The organism is Ruminococcus difficilis, from assembly GCF_016680995.1.
Genome location: NZ_JAEQMG010000042.1, coordinates 1 through 22,286, shown reverse-complemented (window position 1 = coordinate 22,286; position 22,286 = coordinate 1). Strand labels below are relative to the sequence as shown.

At 47.5% G+C, this 22,286-nt stretch carries 28 protein-coding genes and 1 riboswitch; of the genes, 15 read left to right on the top strand and 13 right to left on the bottom strand.

Features of this window, described 5'->3' with window-relative positions:
* Nucleotides 1–129: 129 nt before the first annotated feature.
* The 6 genes from mobP3 to JKK62_RS04430 all read right to left on the bottom strand — a co-directional run bounded on the left by mobP3 (nt 130) and on the right by JKK62_RS04430 (nt 4,222).
* Nucleotides 130–1,482 carry a MobP3 family relaxase gene (mobP3, locus tag JKK62_RS04455; protein ID WP_201427054.1) on the bottom strand — a complete coding sequence of 451 codons (1,353 nt, stop codon included), beginning with the start codon at nt 1,480–1,482 and terminating at the stop codon, nt 130–132.
* A gap of 2 nt (nt 1,483–1,484) precedes the next feature.
* Complete coding sequence (locus tag JKK62_RS04450; protein ID WP_201427053.1) at nt 1,485–1,886, bottom strand: hypothetical protein; 402 nt, start codon at nt 1,884–1,886, stop codon at nt 1,485–1,487.
* A 141-nt stretch (nt 1,887–2,027) separates the two neighbouring features.
* A complete protein-coding gene (locus JKK62_RS04445) occupies nt 2,028–2,456 on the bottom strand; it encodes a helix-turn-helix domain-containing protein (RefSeq protein WP_092966195.1) in 429 nt (142 codons plus the stop codon).
* Nucleotides 2,453–2,650: a helix-turn-helix domain-containing protein gene (locus JKK62_RS04440; RefSeq protein WP_092966197.1), complete on the bottom strand. Its 198-nt coding sequence runs from the start codon at nt 2,648–2,650 to the stop codon at nt 2,453–2,455. The genes JKK62_RS04445 and JKK62_RS04440 overlap by 4 nt, the downstream gene beginning before the upstream one ends.
* 587 nt (nt 2,651–3,237) lie before the next feature.
* Nucleotides 3,238–3,504: a hypothetical protein gene (locus JKK62_RS04435; protein WP_201427052.1), complete on the bottom strand. Its 267-nt coding sequence runs from the start codon at nt 3,502–3,504 to the stop codon at nt 3,238–3,240.
* A 196-nt stretch (nt 3,505–3,700) separates the two neighbouring features.
* A riboswitch (SAM riboswitch) is annotated at nt 3,701–3,786 on the bottom strand.
* A 31-nt stretch (nt 3,787–3,817) separates the two neighbouring features.
* On the bottom strand, nt 3,818–4,222 hold the full coding sequence (locus JKK62_RS04430; RefSeq protein ID WP_201427051.1) for an HIT family protein: 405 nt from the start codon (nt 4,220–4,222) through the stop codon (nt 3,818–3,820).
* Between the two features lie 163 nt (nt 4,223–4,385).
* Between JKK62_RS04430 and JKK62_RS04425 the strand changes: the two genes are divergently transcribed.
* The 6 genes from JKK62_RS04425 to JKK62_RS04400 all read left to right on the top strand — a co-directional run bounded on the left by JKK62_RS04425 (nt 4,386) and on the right by JKK62_RS04400 (nt 10,413).
* A complete protein-coding gene (locus tag JKK62_RS04425) occupies nt 4,386–5,096 on the top strand; it encodes a MerR family transcriptional regulator (protein ID WP_243411756.1) in 711 nt (236 codons plus the stop codon).
* A gap of 178 nt (nt 5,097–5,274) precedes the next feature.
* Nucleotides 5,275–6,087 carry an SWIM zinc finger family protein gene (locus JKK62_RS04420; protein WP_201427049.1) on the top strand — a complete coding sequence of 271 codons (813 nt, stop codon included), beginning with the start codon at nt 5,275–5,277 and terminating at the stop codon, nt 6,085–6,087.
* Between the two features lie 288 nt (nt 6,088–6,375).
* Nucleotides 6,376–8,649, top strand: a complete 2,274-nt coding sequence (locus JKK62_RS04415; RefSeq protein WP_201427048.1) for a DEAD/DEAH box helicase — start codon at nt 6,376–6,378, stop codon at nt 8,647–8,649.
* 19 nt (nt 8,650–8,668) lie between these two features.
* Nucleotides 8,669–9,244, top strand: coding sequence for a carbonic anhydrase (locus tag JKK62_RS04410; protein WP_092966207.1), 576 nt, complete (start codon nt 8,669–8,671; stop codon nt 9,242–9,244).
* 10 nt (nt 9,245–9,254) lie between these two features.
* A complete protein-coding gene (locus JKK62_RS04405; RefSeq protein ID WP_201427047.1) occupies nt 9,255–9,932 on the top strand; it encodes a class I SAM-dependent methyltransferase in 678 nt (225 codons plus the stop codon).
* A 28-nt stretch (nt 9,933–9,960) separates the two neighbouring features.
* Nucleotides 9,961–10,413 carry an HIT family protein gene (locus JKK62_RS04400; RefSeq protein WP_366502981.1) on the top strand — a complete coding sequence of 151 codons (453 nt, stop codon included), beginning with the start codon at nt 9,961–9,963 and terminating at the stop codon, nt 10,411–10,413.
* A gap of 333 nt (nt 10,414–10,746) precedes the next feature.
* On the opposite strand, the gene JKK62_RS04395 is transcribed toward JKK62_RS04400, so the two are convergent.
* A complete protein-coding gene (locus JKK62_RS04395) occupies nt 10,747–11,334 on the bottom strand; it encodes a recombinase family protein (RefSeq protein ID WP_201427045.1) in 588 nt (195 codons plus the stop codon).
* A gap of 291 nt (nt 11,335–11,625) precedes the next feature.
* On the opposite strand from JKK62_RS04395, the gene JKK62_RS04390 reads away from it, so the two are divergent.
* The 7 genes from JKK62_RS04390 to JKK62_RS04360 are packed head-to-tail and all read left to right on the top strand — an operon-like array spanning nt 11,626 to nt 15,961.
* Nucleotides 11,626–12,162, top strand: a complete 537-nt coding sequence (locus JKK62_RS04390; RefSeq protein ID WP_201427044.1) for a hypothetical protein — start codon at nt 11,626–11,628, stop codon at nt 12,160–12,162.
* 15 nt (nt 12,163–12,177) lie between these two features.
* Nucleotides 12,178–13,251 (top strand): helix-turn-helix transcriptional regulator, encoded by a 1,074-nt coding sequence (locus JKK62_RS04385; RefSeq protein ID WP_243411757.1) that lies wholly within the window; start codon nt 12,178–12,180, stop codon nt 13,249–13,251.
* Nucleotides 13,251–13,910, top strand: coding sequence for an HI_0787 family protein (locus JKK62_RS04380; RefSeq protein WP_201427042.1), 660 nt, complete (start codon nt 13,251–13,253; stop codon nt 13,908–13,910). The genes JKK62_RS04385 and JKK62_RS04380 overlap by 1 nt, the downstream gene beginning before the upstream one ends.
* On the top strand, nt 13,910–14,314 hold the full coding sequence (locus JKK62_RS04375; protein WP_201427041.1) for a hypothetical protein: 405 nt from the start codon (nt 13,910–13,912) through the stop codon (nt 14,312–14,314). The genes JKK62_RS04380 and JKK62_RS04375 overlap by 1 nt, the downstream gene beginning before the upstream one ends.
* A 12-nt stretch (nt 14,315–14,326) precedes the next feature.
* Complete coding sequence (locus tag JKK62_RS04370) at nt 14,327–14,527, top strand: hypothetical protein (RefSeq protein WP_201427040.1); 201 nt, start codon at nt 14,327–14,329, stop codon at nt 14,525–14,527.
* Entirely contained in the window at nt 14,514–15,092 is a 579-nt protein-coding gene (locus JKK62_RS04365) for a hypothetical protein (RefSeq protein WP_201427039.1), read from the top strand. The genes JKK62_RS04370 and JKK62_RS04365 overlap by 14 nt, the downstream gene beginning before the upstream one ends.
* An 11-nt stretch (nt 15,093–15,103) precedes the next feature.
* Nucleotides 15,104–15,961 carry an ADP-ribosylglycohydrolase family protein gene (locus JKK62_RS04360; protein WP_201427038.1) on the top strand — a complete coding sequence of 286 codons (858 nt, stop codon included), beginning with the start codon at nt 15,104–15,106 and terminating at the stop codon, nt 15,959–15,961.
* 311 nt (nt 15,962–16,272) lie between these two features.
* Here JKK62_RS04360 and JKK62_RS04355 read toward each other — a convergent pair whose 3' ends face one another.
* On the bottom strand, nt 16,273–17,133 hold the full coding sequence (locus JKK62_RS04355) for a DMT family transporter (protein WP_201427037.1): 861 nt from the start codon (nt 17,131–17,133) through the stop codon (nt 16,273–16,275).
* Nucleotides 17,134–17,247: 114 nt separating this feature from the next.
* Between JKK62_RS04355 and JKK62_RS04350 the strand changes: the two genes are divergently transcribed.
* Nucleotides 17,248–18,114 carry a LysR family transcriptional regulator gene (locus JKK62_RS04350; RefSeq protein ID WP_201427036.1) on the top strand — a complete coding sequence of 289 codons (867 nt, stop codon included), beginning with the start codon at nt 17,248–17,250 and terminating at the stop codon, nt 18,112–18,114.
* Between the two features lie 57 nt (nt 18,115–18,171).
* Here the strand turns inward: JKK62_RS04350 and JKK62_RS04345 are convergent, their stop codons facing one another.
* From JKK62_RS04345 to JKK62_RS04325, 5 genes are all read right to left on the bottom strand, one after another.
* Nucleotides 18,172–18,687 carry a hypothetical protein gene (locus JKK62_RS04345; protein ID WP_201427035.1) on the bottom strand — a complete coding sequence of 172 codons (516 nt, stop codon included), beginning with the start codon at nt 18,685–18,687 and terminating at the stop codon, nt 18,172–18,174.
* On the bottom strand, nt 18,684–19,538 hold the full coding sequence (locus JKK62_RS04340; protein ID WP_201427034.1) for a metal ABC transporter permease: 855 nt from the start codon (nt 19,536–19,538) through the stop codon (nt 18,684–18,686). The genes JKK62_RS04345 and JKK62_RS04340 overlap by 4 nt, the downstream gene beginning before the upstream one ends.
* Nucleotides 19,531–20,241: a metal ABC transporter ATP-binding protein gene (locus JKK62_RS04335; protein WP_201427033.1), complete on the bottom strand. Its 711-nt coding sequence runs from the start codon at nt 20,239–20,241 to the stop codon at nt 19,531–19,533. Before JKK62_RS04335 ends, JKK62_RS04340 begins: the two co-directional genes overlap by 8 nt.
* A gap of 11 nt (nt 20,242–20,252) precedes the next feature.
* A complete protein-coding gene (locus tag JKK62_RS04330) occupies nt 20,253–21,215 on the bottom strand; it encodes a metal ABC transporter substrate-binding protein (RefSeq protein ID WP_201427032.1) in 963 nt (320 codons plus the stop codon).
* Between the two features lie 115 nt (nt 21,216–21,330).
* The gene (locus JKK62_RS04325; RefSeq protein ID WP_201427031.1) at nt 21,331–21,627 is read right to left on the bottom strand and encodes a hypothetical protein; all 297 of its coding nucleotides are present in this window, start codon (nt 21,625–21,627) and stop codon (nt 21,331–21,333) included.
* 146 nt (nt 21,628–21,773) lie between these two features.
* Here JKK62_RS04325 and JKK62_RS17945 point away from each other — a divergent pair.
* Nucleotides 21,774–22,286 (top strand): DUF134 domain-containing protein (locus JKK62_RS17945; protein WP_201427030.1); only part of this gene is annotated, 513 nt, incomplete at its 3' end.

Genomic DNA, 22,286 nt, shown 5'->3' with positions numbered 1-22,286 from the left:
TTGCCTTCCCACCTCCGTCGCTTCTCTTGCGGACGAGGCCGTCGCCGTCAGGTCGTTTTCCTGCCATGCCTTTCACCTCCTGTCAACGACACAGGATACCACATCTTTTTGAGAATATCCAGAGAAAATTCACATAGAAATTCCGTAATATTCTTCCTCGCTGTCGTCGTTGCTTTGCGCGCTCTTGTCGGTTTTTAAGCCGTGGGCGCGTTTCTTTTCTTCGATAGCGGAGAGCAGCTTGCTGTCAACCTGAGAGCGCAGCTTGGCGCGTTTGCGCTGACAGCTCTGCGCGATCAGCTTGGCAAGCTGAAGCAGAATACCCGACGCGCTTGCCTTTACCTGCGCGGCATTGACAGGATTTTCCGGCGGCAGCTGAGAGAGAATCTTGAACGCGCGGAGCAAATCATTTTTGATACTGCGGAATTCTTTGTTGTCCTCGAGCGGAATGTCGGGTGTTTCCTTCTCGTGATAGAGCGAAAGCTTTTCTCGGTTGATCTCATTCCATTTCGAATAGAGCGCGGCGATGCCCTCGTCCTTTGCAATTTCGTGAATGATTTTATCCACCAAATCCTTCGTCGGTTTCGGAAGATAACCGTAGAGCCACTTGCCTTTGTGCTCCTTCATGGCGGCTGAAAGCTGACGGAACAGATCCACAAGCTCGTCGGAGGGAGTATGATTTTCACTGACATTGGCGAGCAGCTCGTCGATGACGCTCTTGGATTCCTGCTTGATTTCGTTGCGGATTTCCGTCTGCATCTCGAACAGCTTGTACTGCTCGTTGCGGAAAATATCGTTTCCGAACCGGCTTCTGAGTTTTTCGATGCCCTTGTTGGTCAGATAACCCTGTCCCGATTTGGAGTAAACCATCAGATGAATGTGCGGATGATGACCCGTGTTGTGAAACGCGGCGTACCATTGCAGGTCGTCGAGGTCTATCTTATGCGCTTCGGCAATCGCGGCGACGTTCCTGCGGACGAGCTTTTTCCACGCGTCCGCTTTGTTGTAACCCAGCCTTTCCGCATCCTCACGGCGCAGACTGAGTACGTGTGTCCACACCACACCATCGTGATTATTGACCTCATCCGCGACCTCATTGAGATTGATTTTGTCGTCCGTCTGAGAAAACAAGCCGTGGCTGCCGAGCTTTTCCACACCGGGACGCTCCGCAAAGTAGCGGACAAGACCCTTCATGTTTTCCGCTTTATCCGCGTAGTTTTCTTCAAAGTAAGAGAGAAATTCACTCGCGTTTGCTTTCGTCGGCTCGTTTTCGTAGTCCTCGAACTCGATGGATTTCTTTGTCTCGGGAAAGTTTTTCGCGATGCTTTTGATCAGCTTTTCCTGCTGTTTGGTGGCAGGCTTGTTGTCAATGCCCTTTGGCAGCTTCTCCACGCCGTCGCGTGTCGCCATATATTGCAGCAACTTTCCCGCGTTGGCGAAGGCGGGATTTTTGATATATCGGCTTGTCAAAATAAATTTTGCCATCGCTAATCCTTCTGCCAAAGGTAGGCGTCCTCGAAGGTAAATACGCCGTTGGTGGAGGCGACCTCCTCGGCAACGTTCTCTCTCAAACTGGAAACGGTTTCGTCAGAATAGTTATGTGCCGCGCAGATCACGTTGGAAAGCACGCCGAGTTCCACCGCGATCTTGAACATCATCTCGGAAAGATTTCGCTCGACGCTCTCTGCTTCGTTGTGAACGGTCTGCTCCAGCAGCGGCGCAATCAGATTCATTGACTTTCCCAAGTGCAGAAAGCGGATATAAAATTTCACCGCCTGACAAACGAAATCGCTCTTTGATGTTGCGTTAGCCAAATCAAGCGATTTTTCTATCTCCTTGACCATGGATGGATACATCCAATAAGCGTATTTTTTCTTATTTTCAACCATGAAAAACTCCTCAAAATATAGACCCCGAAATGCAGCAACCAACAAAACCGCCGAATAACGCCTTAACCATCGCAACAGTCGGCTCTGCCGTCTGATGTACAGCGTCATGGCGGACGCCTGACTTTAACCTGCTTCTGATAATCATCTTCTTTTACGGCGCTTTTCCGGCTTGAAATACGGGATATTCCTTCGTTTCCACATCTGCTGATAATAATAGACATCCTGCTCGTTTCTGAGAGGCGCTATCTTGAAAATCAGATTGCCGTTCCACGCTTTGCCGTCTTTGGTGATCACGAAGGACTTGCGCTTGGTGATCAGCTCTTTTTCTTCGAGCATATTCACATATTTGATGACCGTGTTCCGGCTTTTGCCGATGGCGTCCCCGATGGTTTTGTAGCTTGGGTAACAGGTGTAGGTTCGTCTGTCCTCGCACTTCATCAGAAAGGCATACACGGCGATTTCCTCCGCGGTCAGTCCGAGGTCAAAAATGATATTCGGCAGAGGAAAGAAATTTCTGACGGGAAGAGGTCCGTGATACTGACCTTGCGGCGTCGTCGCGTACTTGTTCATGAGTTGTCCTCCACCCACTTGATGAATTTTTCCTTCGGCACTACGATCCGCGCACCGATGCGCAGACAGGGAAAGCCCTTTTCTTTTACCAGCTCATACGCTCCCGAAATAGAAATGCCGAGCACGTCTGCCACGTCCTGTACGGAAAGCATCAGCGGAAGCTCGTCGTAGCTTTTGTAAGTTTTATGTTCCATAGCGTACCTCCATAGCAAATATTGTAACGAAGTGTCGAAGCGAAATCTGTCGAACCGTGTCCATCAAAAAAGAACGTTTCTTTGTCGAATGTATGTTCAGTATAACATACTCGAACATTTGTGTCAATGCTTTTTTAGAACGGATATTCGAAAATATTTTCACTCTCATAAACCGCGAAAAACGCCCGACACGGCGCGAAAGGTTTCGTCGGGTACTTTCCCGTCTTTTCGCAACAAATCGCACACAGGGCGACACACGGCGAAACAGGGCGTGTTTTCTTTGCCGTGAGTCCCTCGTTGTGAACAGTTGCTTTCGCAGGTTAGATGATTTTTTTGACCCGCCGTTTATGGCGGTTTTTAATGTCAGGAAGTTCATAATAGGCGGATAAAGTACCCGCCGGTACTCTTTGTTTTATGCAGCGCAGATTCTGACACGGCTCCACAAAGCCGCGACAAACGCCCGACACGGCGCGAACGGTTTTATCGGGTACTTTCCCGACTTTCTGCAACAAATCGCACACAGGGCGACACACGGCGAAACAGGGCGCAAAAAACCTCGCTGAGTAATAGACTCAGCGAGGCGCGCCTTAAAACAGTATTTCCTCCGCGTCGATGACGCACACATTTTCCGCTCCCGAGCCTGCCGCCATTCTTCCGATTGTTCCGACGTAACAGAGCGTTTTGTCAGAGAGCACCGCGATCAGATCCGAGGGATGCTTTGCGGTCGGTTTCATGCCGCCGAACAGGAATCCTTCGTTCTCTGCCTGCGCGAAAAACGCTTTGCAGATTTCATCACTGCTCATTCTGACATAGACCTTTTTGTTTGCGTTGATAAGACTTGTGATTGTTTTCATTTTCGTTCCTCCAAAAAAATTATTACCCAAAAGAGGAGCACGAAAAAACGCCCATCGTCAGACGGGCGTAGTAAATCAAAGGATTACCCTCGCAAAATATAGTCGTTGCGCGTCGCAGTTAAAACTGCTCCTTCAACGCCTTATTTTGCGCAGCGCTTTTGCTCCCTTCATCCGCCACCGGCGGCGGTCGCAACGCTACCCATCATTCAAGCATTACCACCTTACATGTTGCAGGTTGGTGTGCGGTCAACGAGCTTGTCTCTCGCGCACTCTTTATAGGTTGGTTATATTATAATTTCCGAAACGGGATTTGTCAACCGTTCATTTTCAGTTTTTCGAAATGGTACGAGTAGCTCTTTTCGGCGCCCTTGAAAACAGGCCATCCGTCAATGCCGTCATTGCGCTTGCGCGGAATGATGTGGATATGGAAATGCGGTACCGACTGACCTGCGCTTTCATCGCTTGCGTTGAGCAGGTTCACGCCGTCGTAACCGCAGTTGTCGACAAGGTGACGGGAAACCTTCTGCACGGTATCCATCATGTCGTGCAGCGCATCGCTGTCGCAGTCAAGAATATTTTTGAAGTGCTTCTTCGGAATGACGAGGATATGTCCGTCAACGTCGTCCGCGATATCCATGATGGAACTCGTTGTGTCGTCTTCGTACAGCTTGCAGCTCGGAAGCTCTCCCTTGATGATTTTGCAAAATACACAGTCCATATTGTTTGCCTCCTTCGATAGGTTATAACTCATTATAATACGCGCGGCGAATGATTGCAACAGTTGCGTTCCCGAAAATATTGTTATAAAATATTTTCGGAAAACACTTGACTCTGACGCAGCGTCATAGGTTATCATAGAACCCGAGGTGAGGAAGTTGAAAATGCAGATTAAAGAGTTTGCGCAGCAAATTGGCGTGAGCGTGCGCACGCTTCACTACTACGACGAAATCGGATTGCTCAAACCGTCCGAGGTCGACGCGCAGAACGGATACCGGTTTTATGACGAAAGATCTTTGGAGCGCATGCAGGAGATATTATTTTACCGCGAGCTGGATTTCTCTCTCAAAACCATCGCGCAGATTCTCTTGTCGCCTGACTATGACAAACAGCAGGCGCTCTCACGTCAGCGGAAGCTGCTGCTTGCGAAAAAAGAACGACTGGAGCGGTTGATCATGGCAATCGACAGCGTGGAGAAAGGAGAGTGTTTTATGAAAACGAAAAACGAATACGAAGTTCTGAAAAGTCAATACGCAGAGGAAGCCAAACAGCGTTGGGGCAATACCGCCGCCTACAAAGAATTCGAGCAGCGCCATACCGATCACAGCCAAGCCGCCGCCTTGATCGATGCGGTGTTTGAAGAGTTTGCCGAGTTGAACCGCGCCGGTGTTTCACCTGACAGCGAGCCGGCAAAAATCACGGTAGAAAAATTGCAGCAGTGTATTACCGACAACTTCTACACCTGCACCGACGACATTCTCAAAGGCTTGGGACAGATGTATGTCACCGACGACCGCTTCCGGAAAAATATCGACCGGCACGGCGAGGGCACAGCGGAGTTTGTTTCGGCGTGTATCAAGTCCTACTGTAAATAAATCCTACAGCGTGTAAGCAGAATTCAAATCTGTTTGCACGCTTTTTCTAATCATATATTGCAAATAAGCGGGAAAATCACGATGATGGATTGCAATGTCCGTTAAATGGGACATCGGTTTTGAGATAATATTGGTATCAGAAATACAACACATACTTATTTTATGGGGAGGTATTACCATGAAGTTCAAAATCGGTTTCAGCGGATATGAGGAAGAGCAGCAGACAGCGGAGCAGCTTGCGGAGATGCCCGGAGAGATGCAGCCTGTAAAGTCGGTGGTGCAGGTGCGCTTCCCGAGTCAGGGACGTTCCTATTCTTACTACAACGACCGCTTTGATCTGCACGTCGGCGACATCGTCTTTGTCGAGGGAAAGCTCGAGGGCGTGAAGGGAATCGTGACCGAGCTGTCGCGCACCTTTAAAATCAGACTGTCCGACTACAAGCGCGTGATCGCGGTTGCCGACACAGAGGTAAAAGGCAGACTGTATTTCGGCGGTTCGCACCTGATAGCCTTTGACAAGGACGTCATTCCATACGACAAGATCCGCGCGTGGTTCCTTCCTCCCGAGAGTGAAGAGGAGTACGCGGTGGGCTGTGACAACGAGAGCGTTCATATTGATGACCCGAGAGCCTTTGGTTTCCGCAGCGAGATAGCGGAAAGAGGGTTTGATTACTACAACCGTTGCAAGGTAGTGTACATCAGCGTGGACGGCGAAAGCGGCAGAGCGATCGTCGAGGGCAGCAGGGCTTATGAGCTGACGTTTGACTATTTCGCGGGCGAGATCAGCAATCTGACCTGCGGATGTTTCTGCTCGTATCACTGCAAGCATGAATTTGCCATGCTTCTGCAGCTGCGCGAAACGCTGAGGATGATAGAGGAGCTGTATGACGATGAATACGGCGAGTCCGATTACTTTGCCGCCATCAGCAAGTCCGCTCTGCTGACATACGCGATGGACAGAGAAGAAAAGGGCAGTATTGTATTGGAATGAAATAGTTTTGGGAGTTATGAAATTTACGGGTGATTGGGGTAATATCTGCATTTTATCAGTGTTCATCAGCTTTTTCAATCATCCGCTGGGGTGATGTTCAGGTAAACTTGAGGGGATAAATCACCCGAACGCCACCCTGACAAAAAGTGGAAAACACAAGTATTTATGCGGATTTTGGAGAATAATCACCTCAATCACCCCATTGAAATATTATGTGGCTTAACCTTGACGGAGCGGCAAAAAAAGTGCTACAATTAATTCAGACTTTTCAGAGGAAGTGAACACCCTATGAGCACATCATTACATGCCGCGCCCGGCAGTACGGCGGAGGATTTGTTTATCGACCTGTTTTCCGATACCTTCGGCGCGGAAAAAGCAGGGTACTTATACAGCCAGTATCACTTCTTTGACATCTACAACAACGATCGATTTGCGGACTTCCTGATTGAGAACGGCGCGAAAAGAATCGCGATTGAAATTGACGATGAAGCCACCCACAATCCGCGGCTTGTTTCGCGCAACAAATACTATGACGACCTGCTCAAGCAGAACAGCATGATCTATCTCGGATGGGATGTTTACCGCTGGGCGGTTCGTCAGATGCAGCAGCAGCCCGATACCGTCAAGGACGAGCTGCGCGTTTTTTTAGGTTCTTCGCCGCATTTCCGCGAGGTGGAGGACTATCTTCCGTGTCAGCGGAGCAAAGCCATTGAAGCGGATAATCTGGAGCTCAAGGAACACCAAAAAGACGCGCTTGCTTCGCTTGAAGAAATGCGTAGGCGGCATGAAACCATCGCCTTGATTTATCACGCGACAGGCACGGGAAAAACCGTGACTGCGGTCACGGACGCAAAGCGCATTGGCAAGCGCACGTTGTTTATCGCGCATACCAACGAGCTTGTCACACAGGCGGCGGAGACATTCAAAAGACTGTGGACTGACGTGAGCGTCGGTATTTATATGGGTCCGCTCAAAGAAAAGGATGCGTTTGTTGTTTGCGGCAGTGTGCAGAGCGTCGCGCTGCATACGGAGGAGTTTGGCGAAACGGATTTTGAGTATCTGATCATTGACGAAGCGCATCATGCGGCAGCTGAAACCTATCAGAAAATTTTGTCGTATTTCAAACCGTCCTTCACGCTCGGACTGACGGCGACTCCCGAACGTGCCGACGACCGGAACATTCTGGACATTTTCAAAAATACCGCGCATAAGCTCGATATCAAGACGGCGGTGGAAATCGGCGAGCTTGTGTCCGTTCGTTGTATCAGAATACATACCAACATTGATTTGACGAAGGTGCGGTTCAACAGCGTCCGCTACAATATCCGCGACCTTGAAAGTAAGATATTTGTTCCTGACCGCAACAAACTGATTGTTGATACCTTTATGGAATACGTGTCAGACAAACGCACGGTCATCTTCTGCGCGAGTGTAAAGCATGCGGAGGAAATCGCAGCAAAAATACGTGAACGCGGCGTTCCTGCACAGGCGGTGTCGGGCAGCATGAAAATGTCCGGGAGAAATGAAATCCTTGCCAAATTCAAGCATGGCGAAATCAAGGTGTTATGCGCCTGTGACCTGCTCAATGAGGGTTGGGATTGCCCTGAAACCGAAGTTTTGTTTATGGCACGTCCGACAATGTCAAAGGTGCTCTATACACAGCAGCTCGGCAGAGGTATGAGGTTGAGCGACGGCAAGGAATTTTTGATGGTGTTTGACTTCGTGGATAACGCGAGTCAGTATAATATGCCGTATTCACTTCATCGACTGATGAAATTAAAGGAATATCATCCCGGAAAGCGCGTCCTTGGAACCAAACAGCAGATGCAGGAGGATGACGAGCTGTACCGCAGAGGAGAAAAGCCGGAAGCGCTGATCGACTATCCCGTCAGCGCGACGGATTATGAAGCGGTTGACGTATTCAACTGGCAGGACGAAGCGGCGGGAATGTTGTCGCAAATGGAGTTTATCCGCCGCGTGGACGTGCAGTCCGAAACCGTTGAACGCTATATCCGTGAGGGCAAGATCATTCCCGATATGATCGTACCGCTCAGTGAGCACAAAAAGCTGAAATACTTCCGCGAGGAAACGCTGAATGCGGCGGCTGAAGAATACGGCTGGACATTAATAGACGATGAAAACCGCAAGGAGCTTTTCATGGATATGGTGCGGCAAATGGACATGAGTTATTCCTACAAGCCCGTTTTGCTAAAAGCGATTTTTGCACATGCCGACAAAAACGGACGGGTGCCGATTGATAATATCGTCGCGTATTTCAGGGAATATTATGAGGGAAGAAAAGCAAGCGGATTGAAAGCTGAAAAAGCGAACAGTATTTTCGCGAAGGGCGGTTACACCGACGCGGAAGCGAGAAGGAATATCCTTGCAAATCCGTTCAAACGCTTTGAAGATATGCAGATGCTCCGCCACACCAAAACCCTCGGCATCATCGAGGTGGAGCCGACAGTGTGGAAGAATCTGACTGATGAAGAAAAGCGGGAAATATTGCGGATATGCGATGAGAAGTCAGAAAAGTATTTTCAAAGAATAGAACATTCATAATACAAAGGAATGATGAAAAATGTCACATGAAATAATCAAAAATCTCACTGCCGATGAAGCGTTGGAAAAGCTGAAAAGCGGCAATCAAATATACATGAACAGCAGAACCGGCAGCGGCGATATTTCGCCTGAAAAGCGGCTTGATACCTGCCGGAACGGGCAGCAGCCGTATGCGATCATCATCACCTGTTCGGATTCGCGTGTGCTTCCCGAAAGCGTGTTCAGCGCGGGCATCGGCGAGTTGTTTGTGATTCGTGTTGCCGGTAATGTGATGGACGACCACCAGCTCGGTTCTGTAGAGTACGCCGCGTCGCACCTCGGCGTGAAGCTGATCGTCGTGATGGGTCATAACCACTGCGGCGCGGTGGACGCCGCCATCAACCACGACCCCGACGGGTACATCAAATTCATCACGGATGAGATTCGCCTTGCCATCGGCGGAGAGACCGACGAGGAAGAAGCGTGCCGTCTGAACGTCCGTCACAGCATCGCGGTTATCGAAAGCAGTCTTGCCATTCACGAGGAAGAGGAGCACGGCTTGAAAGTGATCGGAGCGCTTTATCGCCTTGAAGACGGTAAGGTGGAATATTTTTGAGGTGCAGCGTATGACCGACAACAAATCCGCGGTTGCGGTAAACCGGTATGACGAAAACGTGCGGAAAGTGATTCCGTTTTATGATGAGATATATGAGCAGATCTTCAGCGTGATTCAGGCGCATTGCGGCAGTAAGCCGCTTGCCGTTCTGGATACGGGCTGCGGCACGGGTACGCTCGGTCAGATGGCGCTCGAAAGGCTGAATCTGTCGGAGCTGGTGCTCTGCGACCCGTCCGAAAAAATGCTTGCAGACGCGCGGGAAAAGCTCAATGATCAACCCTGTGAATTTCACTGTGTCGGCTCGGAAAAGCTGGACTTTGAAAACCGCTTTGACGTCGTCACGGCGATTCAGTCGCACCATTATTTCGACAAAGCGACCAGAGAAACGGCGGTCAAAAACTGCTTCAAGGCATTGAAGTCCGGTGGCATTTTTATCTGCTTTGAGAACACCGCGCCGTTTACCGAATGCGGAGTCAACAATATGCTGAAACGGCTCGAGGATTTTGAAATCAAGGCGGGAAGAACACCCGAGGAAGTGAAATCTCACTCCGCGCGGTACAACCGCGAATTCTTCCCGATAACCATTACCGAACATTTGGATTTGCTCAGGCAAACAGGCTTTTCCGTCGCGGAGCTGTTTTGGCATTCCTACATGCAAAGCGGATTTTACGCGGTAAAGAAGGTGTAGTATGTGCTTGATCTGCGACAGGATTGAAATGATAAAAAGAGGCGAAAACCCGTATTTTGTCAGAGAGCTGAAAACGGGCTATGTCGTGATCGGCGATCATCAGCATTTTCGCGGCTATACGCTGTTTTTGTATAAGGAGCACGGCGATAAGACCGAGCTGTTTCACCTTGACAAAGCCGAACGCGCGCTGTTTTTGGAGGAAATGACGATCGTCGCGCAGGCTGCGGCAAAGACGTTTGGCGCGGAAAAGATGAATTACGAGCTGCTCGGCATGGGCGACGCTCACCTGCACTGGCACCTCACGCCGCGCGTCAGCGGCGACCTCGGCAGCTACGGCAATCACGGAAAGGGTCCTGTATGGTGGTATCCCATGGAAAAGATGTACAGCGACGAAACCCGACCGAATCCTGATGAGCTGCAAAATATGAAGCGGCTTTTATCCGCGGCTCTGGATGAGATATTGACGGAGGGTACTCAATAAGGCGAAACAAGGGGCTGTCGCAATAAGCCCTAGCAAAAAGAAAAGACCAGGTAGCCCGAACGCGTAGCCTGTCCGGTTTCGGATGGGTTTCCGAACCTGATTTGTCGGTTAATGAACAGTTTCTTGACTGCGGTTCTGCGGGCGGCAACGGTGCGGTTCAACCCCCGTGCAGCTGCGGTTCTCGGAGCGGGATACACATTTAATGCTTGCAAAAGGCTTATTTATGAGAAAAACAGGACTCTGGAATTGTATCATTTCCTGAGTCTATATACGGCAGGGAGCTTTTATTTTTTGTTAGGACTTAGTGCGACAGCTCCCTTGAATTGTGGAAATTCAGTTTTCGACAACAGAGATGTATTTGAATATCGTGGGATAGGAAACCGAACAGAGCTTTGCAAATTCAGATTTGTTGATTTCACCGCGCTTGTACTTTGGATAGTATTTGAAAAATATTTTCGGGATCCTGTCTTCAGAGGTCGCGGGTCTGCCAATAGCTACGCCTTTGGCTTTGGCATTCTGCAGGCCGCTTTTGACGCGCTGGCTGATGATGTTGCGCTCAAGCTCGCTGAATACGCCCATCATTTTCAGCATACCCTCAGTCATGGGGTCAAGCTCTTTTGTACAATCGACGATAAACGAACCCAACACCAACTTGATGTGCCTGTCTTTTGCAAATTCAATAATTTCGCAGAGCTGTTTTGTGCTGCGCGTGATCCGGCTGACCTCGGTAGCGACAATCGTGTCGCCTGCTTCGACTGCGGATAACAACCGTTGAAGTTCCACACGGTCATTCTTCATACCGCTTTCATATTCACGGTAAATGTTTTCCTCCCTAGCGCCAAGCTGTATCAATTCTCTGATCTGTCTGTTGATGTCCTGCAATTCCTCGTTGGTCGAGCATCTGGCATATCCGTAAATCATAATTCACCTCAAAGTTTTTGCGATAAAGTATAAAAGAAAACCCATATGGAGTTTCTTTTATACTTTTGCTTTTTTATACGTCTGTTTTCGCCGCTTACCTGACAGCGAAAAGATATAAACGAAAAGAAATGGTTTTGTTTATATGATAACACAGTTCTGAATCAAACTCCATAGTCTTTGAAAAGCTTCTCCTCTGTAAATATTGATTCTGCTTTTCACTATGTCATGAGGGTTTCTATATCAAAAGAAGAAAGATGCACCGAAAAAGCGCCATAAAGATATGTATAATGATTGAATAAAGAAAGCCAATATGCTATTATAATATCAGAAATCAATGAGTATGCAACAATAGGAAACAGTATGAATGAAAGAATCAAAGTTATTGTGATGTCGCGTTTGGAAGCATATCAATACTGTAAAAAACACCATGACAAACCGTCCGCTATCATTTCAATTTCTACCCCTTACAATATATACGATTATTGCGTATTTAAGAGCGAAGAAAATCAAGTCATTGATATATTAGAGCTGTCTTTTGTAGATGCCGATGAGCCAGAAAGCTTAGATGTAAATGATATTATTGCTGCCGAAAAAGACCTCTTATGTGATAAAGATGCAGAAAGAATCGTTGAATTCTCCAAGAAATACAAAGATAAGCTGTTGATAATTCATTGTGATGCGGGCATTTCCCGTTCATCAGGTATAGCTGCCGCAATACTCAGGCACTATACCGGGGACGACGCAGAAATATTTGATAATTATTCCTATGATCCGAATATGTGGTGCTATTTTAAAACTCTGAAAGCGTTTGGTGACGAATTATTTTAATCCGAGGTGAGTGTGATGTATGCCAAGCCGCCGAAAAAGCTGTTGATTATGAATATTCTGGATATTCTCCGCAAATACACTGACGAAAACCACAGACTCAGTCAGAATGATATCCTCGAAATTTTAGAGCGTGAGTATCAGATGAAAACCGAGCGTAAAGCTGTCAAGCGGAACCTGATGGATTTAATTGAGTTCGGCTATGACATTGAATACAGCGATTCACTGAGAATGATCAAAGGCAGAAATGGTGAGTTGGAGGAAAGCCATATACTTTCCGATTTTTACTTGAATCATGAGTTTACGGACAGCGAGCTGCGGCTATTGGTTGACAGCGTAATGTTCTCAACGCATATTCCGAGCGAACAGAGCCAAAGGCTGGTGAAAAAGCTGAAAGGCTTGTCAAATATCTACTTTGATTCGCGCGTCCGTTATATTGTAAAACCACCTGTTGAAAAGACAGATAACAGGCAGTTATTTTACAACATCGAGTTGTTGGACGAAGCAATTTCAAAAGGGCGGAAGGTTCGTTTTCATTACACCGAATACCGCTCCGATAAAAAGCCGCACAAGCGTATGAGAGCGGACGGAACGGTGCGTGATTATGTCATCAATCCTTATCATATGGCGGCGCGTGAGGGAAAGTATTATCTTATTTGCAATTACGATAAGTATGATGACGTCACCAACTACCGAATAGACCGAATCTGTGATATTGAAATCCTTGACGAAGCGGCAAAGCCGTTTGAATCCTTGCCTGAAGCAAACGGGCGCAGACTTAACATCAAGGAATATATGACCAAGCACCCGTATATGTTCGCAAGTGAAGACGTTCATGCGGTATTCCGCATTGATAAGATCATCCTCAGCGACACGATTGATATGTTCGGGAAAAATATACGACTCACGGACGAAACGGACGAGCAAATCACAGTAACAGTCACGGTAAATGAAATGGCAGTTGAGCAATTCGCAAAGGCATTCACTCCGTTTGTTGAAATCATTGCTCCGCAAAGACTTAGAGAGCAGATGATTGATAATATGCGGATTGGATTGAAAAAATATAGAAAAACAATAAGGAGAGATGAATAATGGCAAAGACTTTTCAATTTGATTATCCAACACCGGAATTGGTAAAAGAGTATGTTGATAAGTTTGATAATGACAACAACCGTTCGGATTTCTTTAAGGATAGTGCAATTATCAAGCTGTATAGTAAGTTCCCAAACAACACAGACCTCGATGAAGTGTTAGCAAAAGTTACGTTGTTAAATGCTTTTTACAGCACACAAATCTTAGATATGGACTTGTTGAATGTTTCCCGTGATATTGTAGAGCTCAATATCGACAGCTCAATTCATGGCGAGAAGGTTGATTATGACATTGTAAATCGAATTGCGTATGGCGGAATTTTTTATCAGCGCAAGCTCTACTCCTTCGCTTCAAAGTTTTGCAGCTTTCATAATCCCGCTGAATTTCCGATTGTTGACAGTTATTCAAAGGGTATGCTTTACTACATGAATAACTGCGAAGATTCTTGTTTTCATTTCTTCACTCACGGCTTTACGCAAAATGACCTCAATAACTATCATAATTACTGCAAGGTATATAACGCATTTGTAAAGCATTTTAAGTTAGAGAATATATCCTACAAAGAAATCGACAAATATCTTTGGAAATACGCTAAGTACGAAATGGGAAGTAAAATTCAGATTACGGATACTACGGTTTATTTAGATAGATTAATCTGATGAAAATATTTATCGCAGGCTCAAAATCTATACATTATCTTAGTGATGATACTATTCAAGAGCTAAACAAAATAATCCACTATGTAGATACCGTGTTAATAGGTGATTGTCGCGGTGCTGATGCAGCTGTACAGGAATACTTCGCTGATTCGGGCTATAAAAATGTTATCGTCTATGTGAGCGGTAATAATGTCCGAAACAATATTGGCGGTTGGGAAGTTCGCTATATATCTGTTTGTTATGAAACAAAAGGGTACGATTTCTATATTCAAAAAGATATCGCAATGGTCGAAAGCGCCGATCGTGGGCTTATGCTTTGGGATGGAAAGAGTAAAGGAACCAAACGTAATATTGAGCACCTTTCACGCAATAATATACCGGTAACTATCAACAAATATCCTTAACAGAGGTATCTTATGCCATATAAAGATTATTCAAACACAGGAATATTTGACAGAAACACTGCTCAACCGGGCACAAAAAGAAAAAACACCGAGTTAAAAGCTATGTATACTGCTTTTTATAATCATATAACGTCAAAACGCTTTGATTCAGAAGACTTTAACGCTGAAAACTACAAAGGATTCTACGGTAGAAAATCATTTGAACAGCATTAAGGAACTTACAAATGTTGATGAATATAAAGAGTTTATTTTATCACGAGTAAATGAACGCTTGACAAACGATTATTTCGATATAACCCTCGTTGGCTCTGAAGGGTTGGCAGTGTCGGGTAGAGGCAATAACGCTTGGAATGCGTATGTTGCTTCTCTTAATATTTTGAATGCGGGCATTTTGTTTTCAAAAAGCAATCTGTTCGTATCCAAATTGTTTGAGACGGGTACTGACGGAAAAAGAAAATCTCTCGAAAAACATCATTTATTTCCAAAAGCATATCTTAAATCTATGGGGTACTCGGATGCCAAGATAAATCAGATGGCAAACTACGCCTACATTGATTGGAAAGATAATATGGATATTCTTGATGATGCACCTTCGGTATATTATCCAATTATTTGTAGTGGCAAGTCTGATGAGGAGATTCGACGCATGGAAAGTGAAAACGCCTTGCCGCATGGTTGGGAAAATATGGCTTATGAGGATTTTCTTGAGGCGCGCAGAAAATTGATGGCGGCAAAGATTAAGGCTGCGTTTGAGCAGCTGAAGAAGAATGTGCAATAAGGAGTGATTTTATGCTTGGAGCAATAGTCGGTGACATTGTAGGCTCCGTTTACGAATGGCACAATATAAAAACGAAGGAGTTTCCCTTGTTTCGAGATGACTGCTTTTTTACAGATGATACTGTCATGACCTGCGCCGTAGCGGAGGCGGTCATGAACGGTGGCGAGAAAGACGACTTTATCGATGCCATGAAGAAATATGGTCGGATGCACCCGGATGCCGGATACGGCGGCAGATTCGGTGCATGGATTACATCCGATAACCGTGAGCCGTATAATAGCTTTGGCAACGGTTCCGCTATGCGAGTTTCTCCATGCGCATGGATTATGGATTGTGGCTTCTGTGCCAGAACTGGAATGTGGCCGTCTGGTGGAAGATCGATTGCGCAGCTTTCAGCAGAGGTTACACATAACCACCCGGAAGGCATCAAAGGTGCAATGGCAACGGCTGATGCAATCTTCATGTGCCGTTATTACTTTGGTGGGTATCACGGTGACTACGAACAGCCGATTAATGGTGATCCGGCAGAGTGCAAAAAGCGCGTCAAGGAATACATAGAAAAAGAATACGGATACGACCTCTCTCGGACATTGGACGAAATCCGTCCTACCTATCGTTTTAACGAGACTTGTCAGGAGACCGTGCCACAGGCCATTGTTGCATTTCTTGAAAGCACTGACTTTGAGGATGCCATTAGGAACGCAATCTCCCTTGGTGGTGACAGTGACACGCTTGCTGCAATCACAGGTAGTATAGCAGAGGCGGCTTATGGCATTCCCGGCTGGATTCAGGACAAGGCATTTTCTTATTTGGACGAGCCGCTGAGGGATGTGTTAAGAAGGTGGAAAAAGTTTATTTCAAGAGACTAATCGAATCATTTTGAACCTTTTAATTATTCGTAGAAAAATTAAATTGTTTACCAAGGGGGTGCAAATTTTCTTTCGGGTTTGCACCCTAAATAATTAAAAAGTTAGGAAATAAGCGGACTACTGGGATGCGTTTGCACCCCCGTAGTCCGCTTTTGGCTTGTATAGTAGCCATTTTAAGATAGAAAAATTAAAAGGTACTATGACAACTTGTATCATTGTCATAGTACCGATGTGGCAGGGGCAGAAGGACTTGAAGCGGATAGGAAAAGTAATCTTGTTTTATTTGTTCCTCTGTAATATTACACAGAGTATTATGAAGTTTTTCTTTTAACAAGTTCGCTTGATACCGCTCCGCCGATGATCAGCGCGGCTCCGAGGATCCGGATCGGCAGCATCGTTTCGTGCAGGACGATCACCGAAAACACGACAGCCGAGAGAGGTTCCAGATAACCGCAGACCGCGACTGTCTGGACAGGCAGTTTACCGATCGACGAAAAGTAGAAGTAACACCCTATTCCTGTATTGAACAAGCCAAGGATCAGCACAGGGATGATATCCTCCGTGTGCAGATGAACCGTTAACCCCTGCTTGAACAGGACAAAGATAAATACCGTCAAAAAGCTGACAAGCAGCTGAAGTGTGGCGTTTTCCTTTCCGGTGATACGCCGCGCTTTTTTGTTGCAGATCACCATAGCGGCGTACATCACGGCTGACATCAGACCGCAGAAGATACCCCACAGATTACCGTTTCCGTCAAAGGCGCTGCCGTTGACAAGGATGATTCCTATGAGGACCGCCGCAAACCCGCAGAGCTTTGATGCGGTCAGCTTTTCCCTGAACAATAACGGCGACAGCGCCATCACGATGACCGGTCCGCAATAGTAGCACAGAGAGGCGATGCTCACGCCGATTTGGGCGTATGCTTCATAGAGGAACATCCAGCTCGTCCCCATAGCGATTCCCGAGAGAAGCAGGAACAGGCTGTCATTTTTGTATTGATAAAATGTAAGCTTATTGCGCGTCAGGAAGAACAAAGCGATTAATAATACGCTTCCTATGAATGTTCTCAGCAACACGATCTCATAGCTTGATAAATCAATAAAGCTCGCTACGATCCCGTTGAAGCCGAACAGCAGCAGTGCCGCAAAGTATTTCATATACGATCTTTTCATAACGCACCTCTTGCATTTCTTCTGAGAATATCGTATCATAGGGATATGGATTTGAAAAGCGGAATTATCAAATGATAATTATTCGGAAAACAAATAGTAAAAGCAGGTGATAATATGGCAAATATTCAAAAATATTTATCCTTTGTCAAAACAGCGGAGTACGGTAGCTTTACACGGGCGGCTGAGATGCTTTCCTACTCTCAGTCGAGCATCAGCCGCATGATCGCTGATCTGGAAAAGGAATGGAATGTTACGCTGCTGGAGAGAAGCGTGGGCGGTGTGAAGCTGACATCGGACGGCACCAAGCTCCTGCCGTATGCGAAAAATGTGGTGGCAGAATACGAAAAGCTGCAAATGGAAGTGGACGAGCTCAACGGCTTGCAGTCGGGCTTGATCCGTATCGGTACCTTTTCAAGCGTTGCGACGCATTGGCTGCCGAACATCATCAAGGCGTTTCAGAAGGACTATCCCGACATCGATTATGAGCTGCTTCTCGGCGACTATACCGAGATCGAGGAATGGATCGCCGAGGGACGTGTTGACTGCGGATTTCTCCGGCTTCCGGCGAACAGTGATTTTGATACCATCTTTTTGGAGCGTGACAGACTGCTTGCCGTCATCTCCGAAAATCATCCGCTGGCAGGGTGCGAAAGATTCCCTGTAAAAGCGCTTTGCGGCGAACCGTTTATGCTGATCGAAAAGGGTGCAAAGGCGGAGATATCCGAAGTTTTCGAGAAAAACGGATTGACGCCGAATGTGAAATTCACGACCTGGGACGATTATGCGGTAATGTCGATGGTTGAAAGCGGACTCGGTATCAGCATACTGCCTAAGCTAATTTTGAAGCGGATTCCGTATCGGATCGCCGCCAAAGAACTTGACGTTCCCGCCTACCGTGATATCGGTTTGGCTTTGAAAAACAGAAAAACCGCCTCGCTCGCAGTGAAACGGTTTATTGAATATCTGGAATACAGGAACTGACCTCCGTTTGGTTGTCCGACCCCCGAAAGCCGGAACAATCCAAACTGAGGCGTTTGTTTATGCTTCTATGACTGCGTTTTTCAGCTGACAGTAGGTGTATTCGCCTTCCTTGTAGGTGTTGAAGGTGCCGAAAACGGTGATGTCGGTGCCTTCCGCCGGATAACTGCCATCCTTGAGAACAAACTCGATTCCCTGAGAGCAGCAGGCGGTGGCGTCCTTGATGATACAGGCGTAATAAACTTGGTTGTTGCCTTTGCTCATTGCCATCGCGCCGTTCATGCGGACGGTTTTGCCGATGTAATCATCCGGTTTGGAAACCATGTTATAGACCTCGGAATAGACCATCGTGCTGCTGAGCTCGGTTAAGTCAACGTCTGCCTGCTTTTTGTTCGTGTTATTGTTTTTCACCGTTGACGCCGATGTTGTCGCTTCGACCGTGGTTGCCGTCTGTTGCTGCAGCACGTCGTCTACCGTTTTCGTTTTAGAGCCGGTTTTGTTGTCCGCGCCCTGAGAGCAGGATGCGAGGAGAATGGTCATTGCCATCAAAAGAATCATTGCTGCTGCTTTTTTCATTGTCTGCTGCCTCCGATAAATTTACCTAAAATTGTGAAAATAAAGAATGAAACGATGTCTACCGCCACGATCGTCGAGCCGACGGGAGTGCCGAACCCGATGGATATCAGCAATCCCAGCACTGCGCATACGACCGACAGAACCGCAGAACAGATCGTGACTGACTTGAAGCTGTTGAACAACCGCATTGCCGAGAGAGCCGGAAAGATGATCAGTGCCGAAATCAGCAGCGAGCCAACGAGGTTCATCGCCAGCACGATTATCACAGCAATCACCACCGCCAAAAACAGATTGTAGAGCTTTGCCCGTACGCCCGTCGCGAGCGCGAAGCTCTCGTCAAAGGTGATGCAAAAGATTTTGTTGTAAAAGAAGATGAATACGCTGATCACGAGCACCGACAAAATGATACACAGCCAAACGTCAACCGGCGTGAGCGTCAGAATCGAGGTGGAGCCGAACAGGGTAGAGCACACGTCGCCCGATAGGTTACTCGACGTCGAAAATATATTCATAATAAGATATCCGATCCCCAGCGCGCCGACTGAGATCATTGCCAGAGAAGCGTCACCCTTGATTTTGGTGTTCTGTCCCGTGCGCAAAAGAAGAACTGCGCTTACGACCGTGATTAGCAGGACGAACGGAATATCGTTGGTGAAATGCAGTACGGCGGCGATTGCCATGGCGCCGAACGCGACATGCGACAGGCCGTCTCCGATAAAGGAAAAACGTTTCAGCACCAGCGTCACGCCCAAGAGCGACGAACACAGCGCTATCAATATGCCGACGATCAGGGCGTACTGCACAAACGGATATTGCAGATAAAGTCCGAGCTTTGAAAAAACATCAGCCATGGTACACCTCTCCCTTCACAAACGCGCTCGATTGGCTACTTTCGAGGTATTCCGCCTTCGTGCCGAAAAACACTTTTTTACCGATGTGAAGGATCTTGTCGGCGTATTGAATAGCTGCGTCCAGGTCGTGCGAGATCATGATGATCGTCATGCCGTCGTCACGGTGCAGTCCGTCGATCAAGCGGTACATCTCCTCGGTGACGATGGGGTCGAGTCCCGCAACGGGCTCGTCGAGCAGCAAAAGCTCCTCGGCGGCGCATAACGCGCGCGCCAATAAGACCCGCTGCTGCTGACCGCCCGAAAGATGGCGGTAGCAACGTTTTTTCAGTGATTGCAGCCCCATTTTTTCGATGTTCGCCTGCGCTCGTTCCTTGTCGGCTTTAGAGTAGAAAGGACGCGCGCCGCATTTGTTCTGACAGCCCGACAATACAATCTCCCGGACAGAGGCGGGAAAGTCCTTTTGGATTTCTGTCTGCTGTGGCAAATAGCCTATTCGGTTTCTTGTCAGACCTTCATCCAGCAGCACCTGTCCACTGACAGGCGGCTGCAAGCCGAGAAGGGTTTTCATCAACGTGCTTTTTCCTGAGCCGTTTTCACCCACGATACACAGGTAATCTCCCTTTTCTACCTCAAAATTGAGATTGCCGATAATCTCCTGCCCGTTGTACCCCGGACACAAATCCCTGCAAATCAGTTGTGCCATGGTGATTCTCCTTATTGCAAAGCGTTTTTCAGCGATTCCAGATTGTTTTTCATCACGGACAAATAGGTTGTTCCACCCTTGACCTGATTTCCGGTCGTTGACTGCATGGAATCAAAGGTCACGATCTCCTGATTCTTTTCCTTGGTGTTATCCTTGATCGTTTGGGCGATCTTCCCGTCTGAGCTTTCGATTTTGCATATCGCCTTCAGGTGCAGCTCGTCTACTTTGTTGGCAAGGAAAACGATGGTCTCAAAGCTCGCCTCGCTTTCCGCTGAGCAGCCGACAAAGGCTGCGTAGTAATCAAGCCCGTAGTCATCGACGAGATAACGAAATGGAAACCGGTCGCCGAACAGCAGGGTTTTGACAGCCGCCTGCTTAACAGCCGCTTGATAGTCCTTGTCCAGAGCGTCAAGCTGCGCCGTATACGCCGCTGTGTTGCTTTTAAAGGTATTCTTGTCGGCGGAGTCGATTTTACCGAGCTGTTCCGCGATATATTCGCACAGAACCTTCGCGTTTTTCACCGAAAGCCAAATATGTTCGTCATATTCGGGCTCGTCCTCCGATTCCTCGCCTTCCTCGGCTTCCATACCCTCCTTGACCTCTTCCTCCTTCACGGAATCGCCGAGGACATCCAAAAGATTGATCGCGATCATATTTTTGTTGGTCGCTTCTTTCAGCGCGTCCTCCACCCACTCGTCGGATTCGCCACCGACATAGATGAACATATCGCAGGTGGAGATATTTACGATATCGTCTGCCGTGGGCTGAAAACTGTGCAGATCAACGCCGCTGTCCAGCAGCATTGTCAGATTGACGTTGTCATTATCGCCGACGATTTCTCTGACCCAATCGTAAATCGGGAAAATCGTCGTGACGATGTTCAATTTCCCGTTGTCCGCAGCGGTGCTTCCGCATCCGGCAAAAACGCCGCAGACCATCAGTACACTCAAAACCAAAGCAATTATTTTTTTCATTAGTAAAACCTCCGAATAAACAATTTCTAAAAAAGAGCGCAAAAATACAGGGACTTTCGCACACGCGAAATAAGCCTGCCGGAAAGCAGACAAAATCCCTGTTGATTTGAAATATTTAATTCGTCAGCTTCACCTTGAGCGAAACGGGAGTTTGCGTATCAAAAACAAACGGACGGCTGTATGTTATGAACGTCCGCATCAGCGCGAGCGCAACGATCAGCGAGATAAAGACAAGTATCAGAGATAATCCTCTGACGTTGTTTTCACAAACCGCAATGAGCTCACATATGGGACAATCCTCGCCGAGGCAGTCGTGACCCGCTTCCGCGGCGACAACAAACAGCGAGAACGCCATGACAAAGAGAACGACAGCCGCAAGCAGCAGCGCGATCAAACGGTTTCTTTTCGTCACGGCAATCCCTCCCATTTAAATCTGTCAATCATTATAGCACAGCCGAGACCCTTAGTCAATTGCAATATGATAAATCATTTGCGCTCACAGTTATTGACATATGTCAATAACTATGGTAAAATCATCTGTGAAAGGAAGTGAACGCTGTGCCGAGACCGAAACGTTGCCGATTTGTTGACAGGCTGCCTGTGTATCGCAGCTTTTCGCCGGACGATATTGACGCGTCCGAGAGCGTATTGATGACCGTTGACGAGTTTGAAGCACTCCGTCTGCTCGACAACGAAGGGATGACGCAGGAGCAGTGCGCCGCGCGTATGAACGTATCGCGCACGACCGTTACCGCCATCTACGACAGCGCGCGGAAAAAGATCGGAGACGTTCTTGTCAACGGCAAGCGGCTTTTGATCACGGGCGGCAATTGCAAATTCACGCCACAGCAGCCACCCGAAAACCTGATTGAGAAAGGACAAAACACCATGAGAATTGCAGTAACCTATGACAACGGAGAGATTTTTCAGCACTTCGGACATTCAGAATATTTCAAGCTATATGACGCGGAAAACGGCGTGATTGTTGGCGAGCAGGTCGTCAGCACAAACGGCAGCGGTCACGGAGCGCTTGCGGGATTCTTGCAGGCGGCACAGGTCGACGCGCTGATA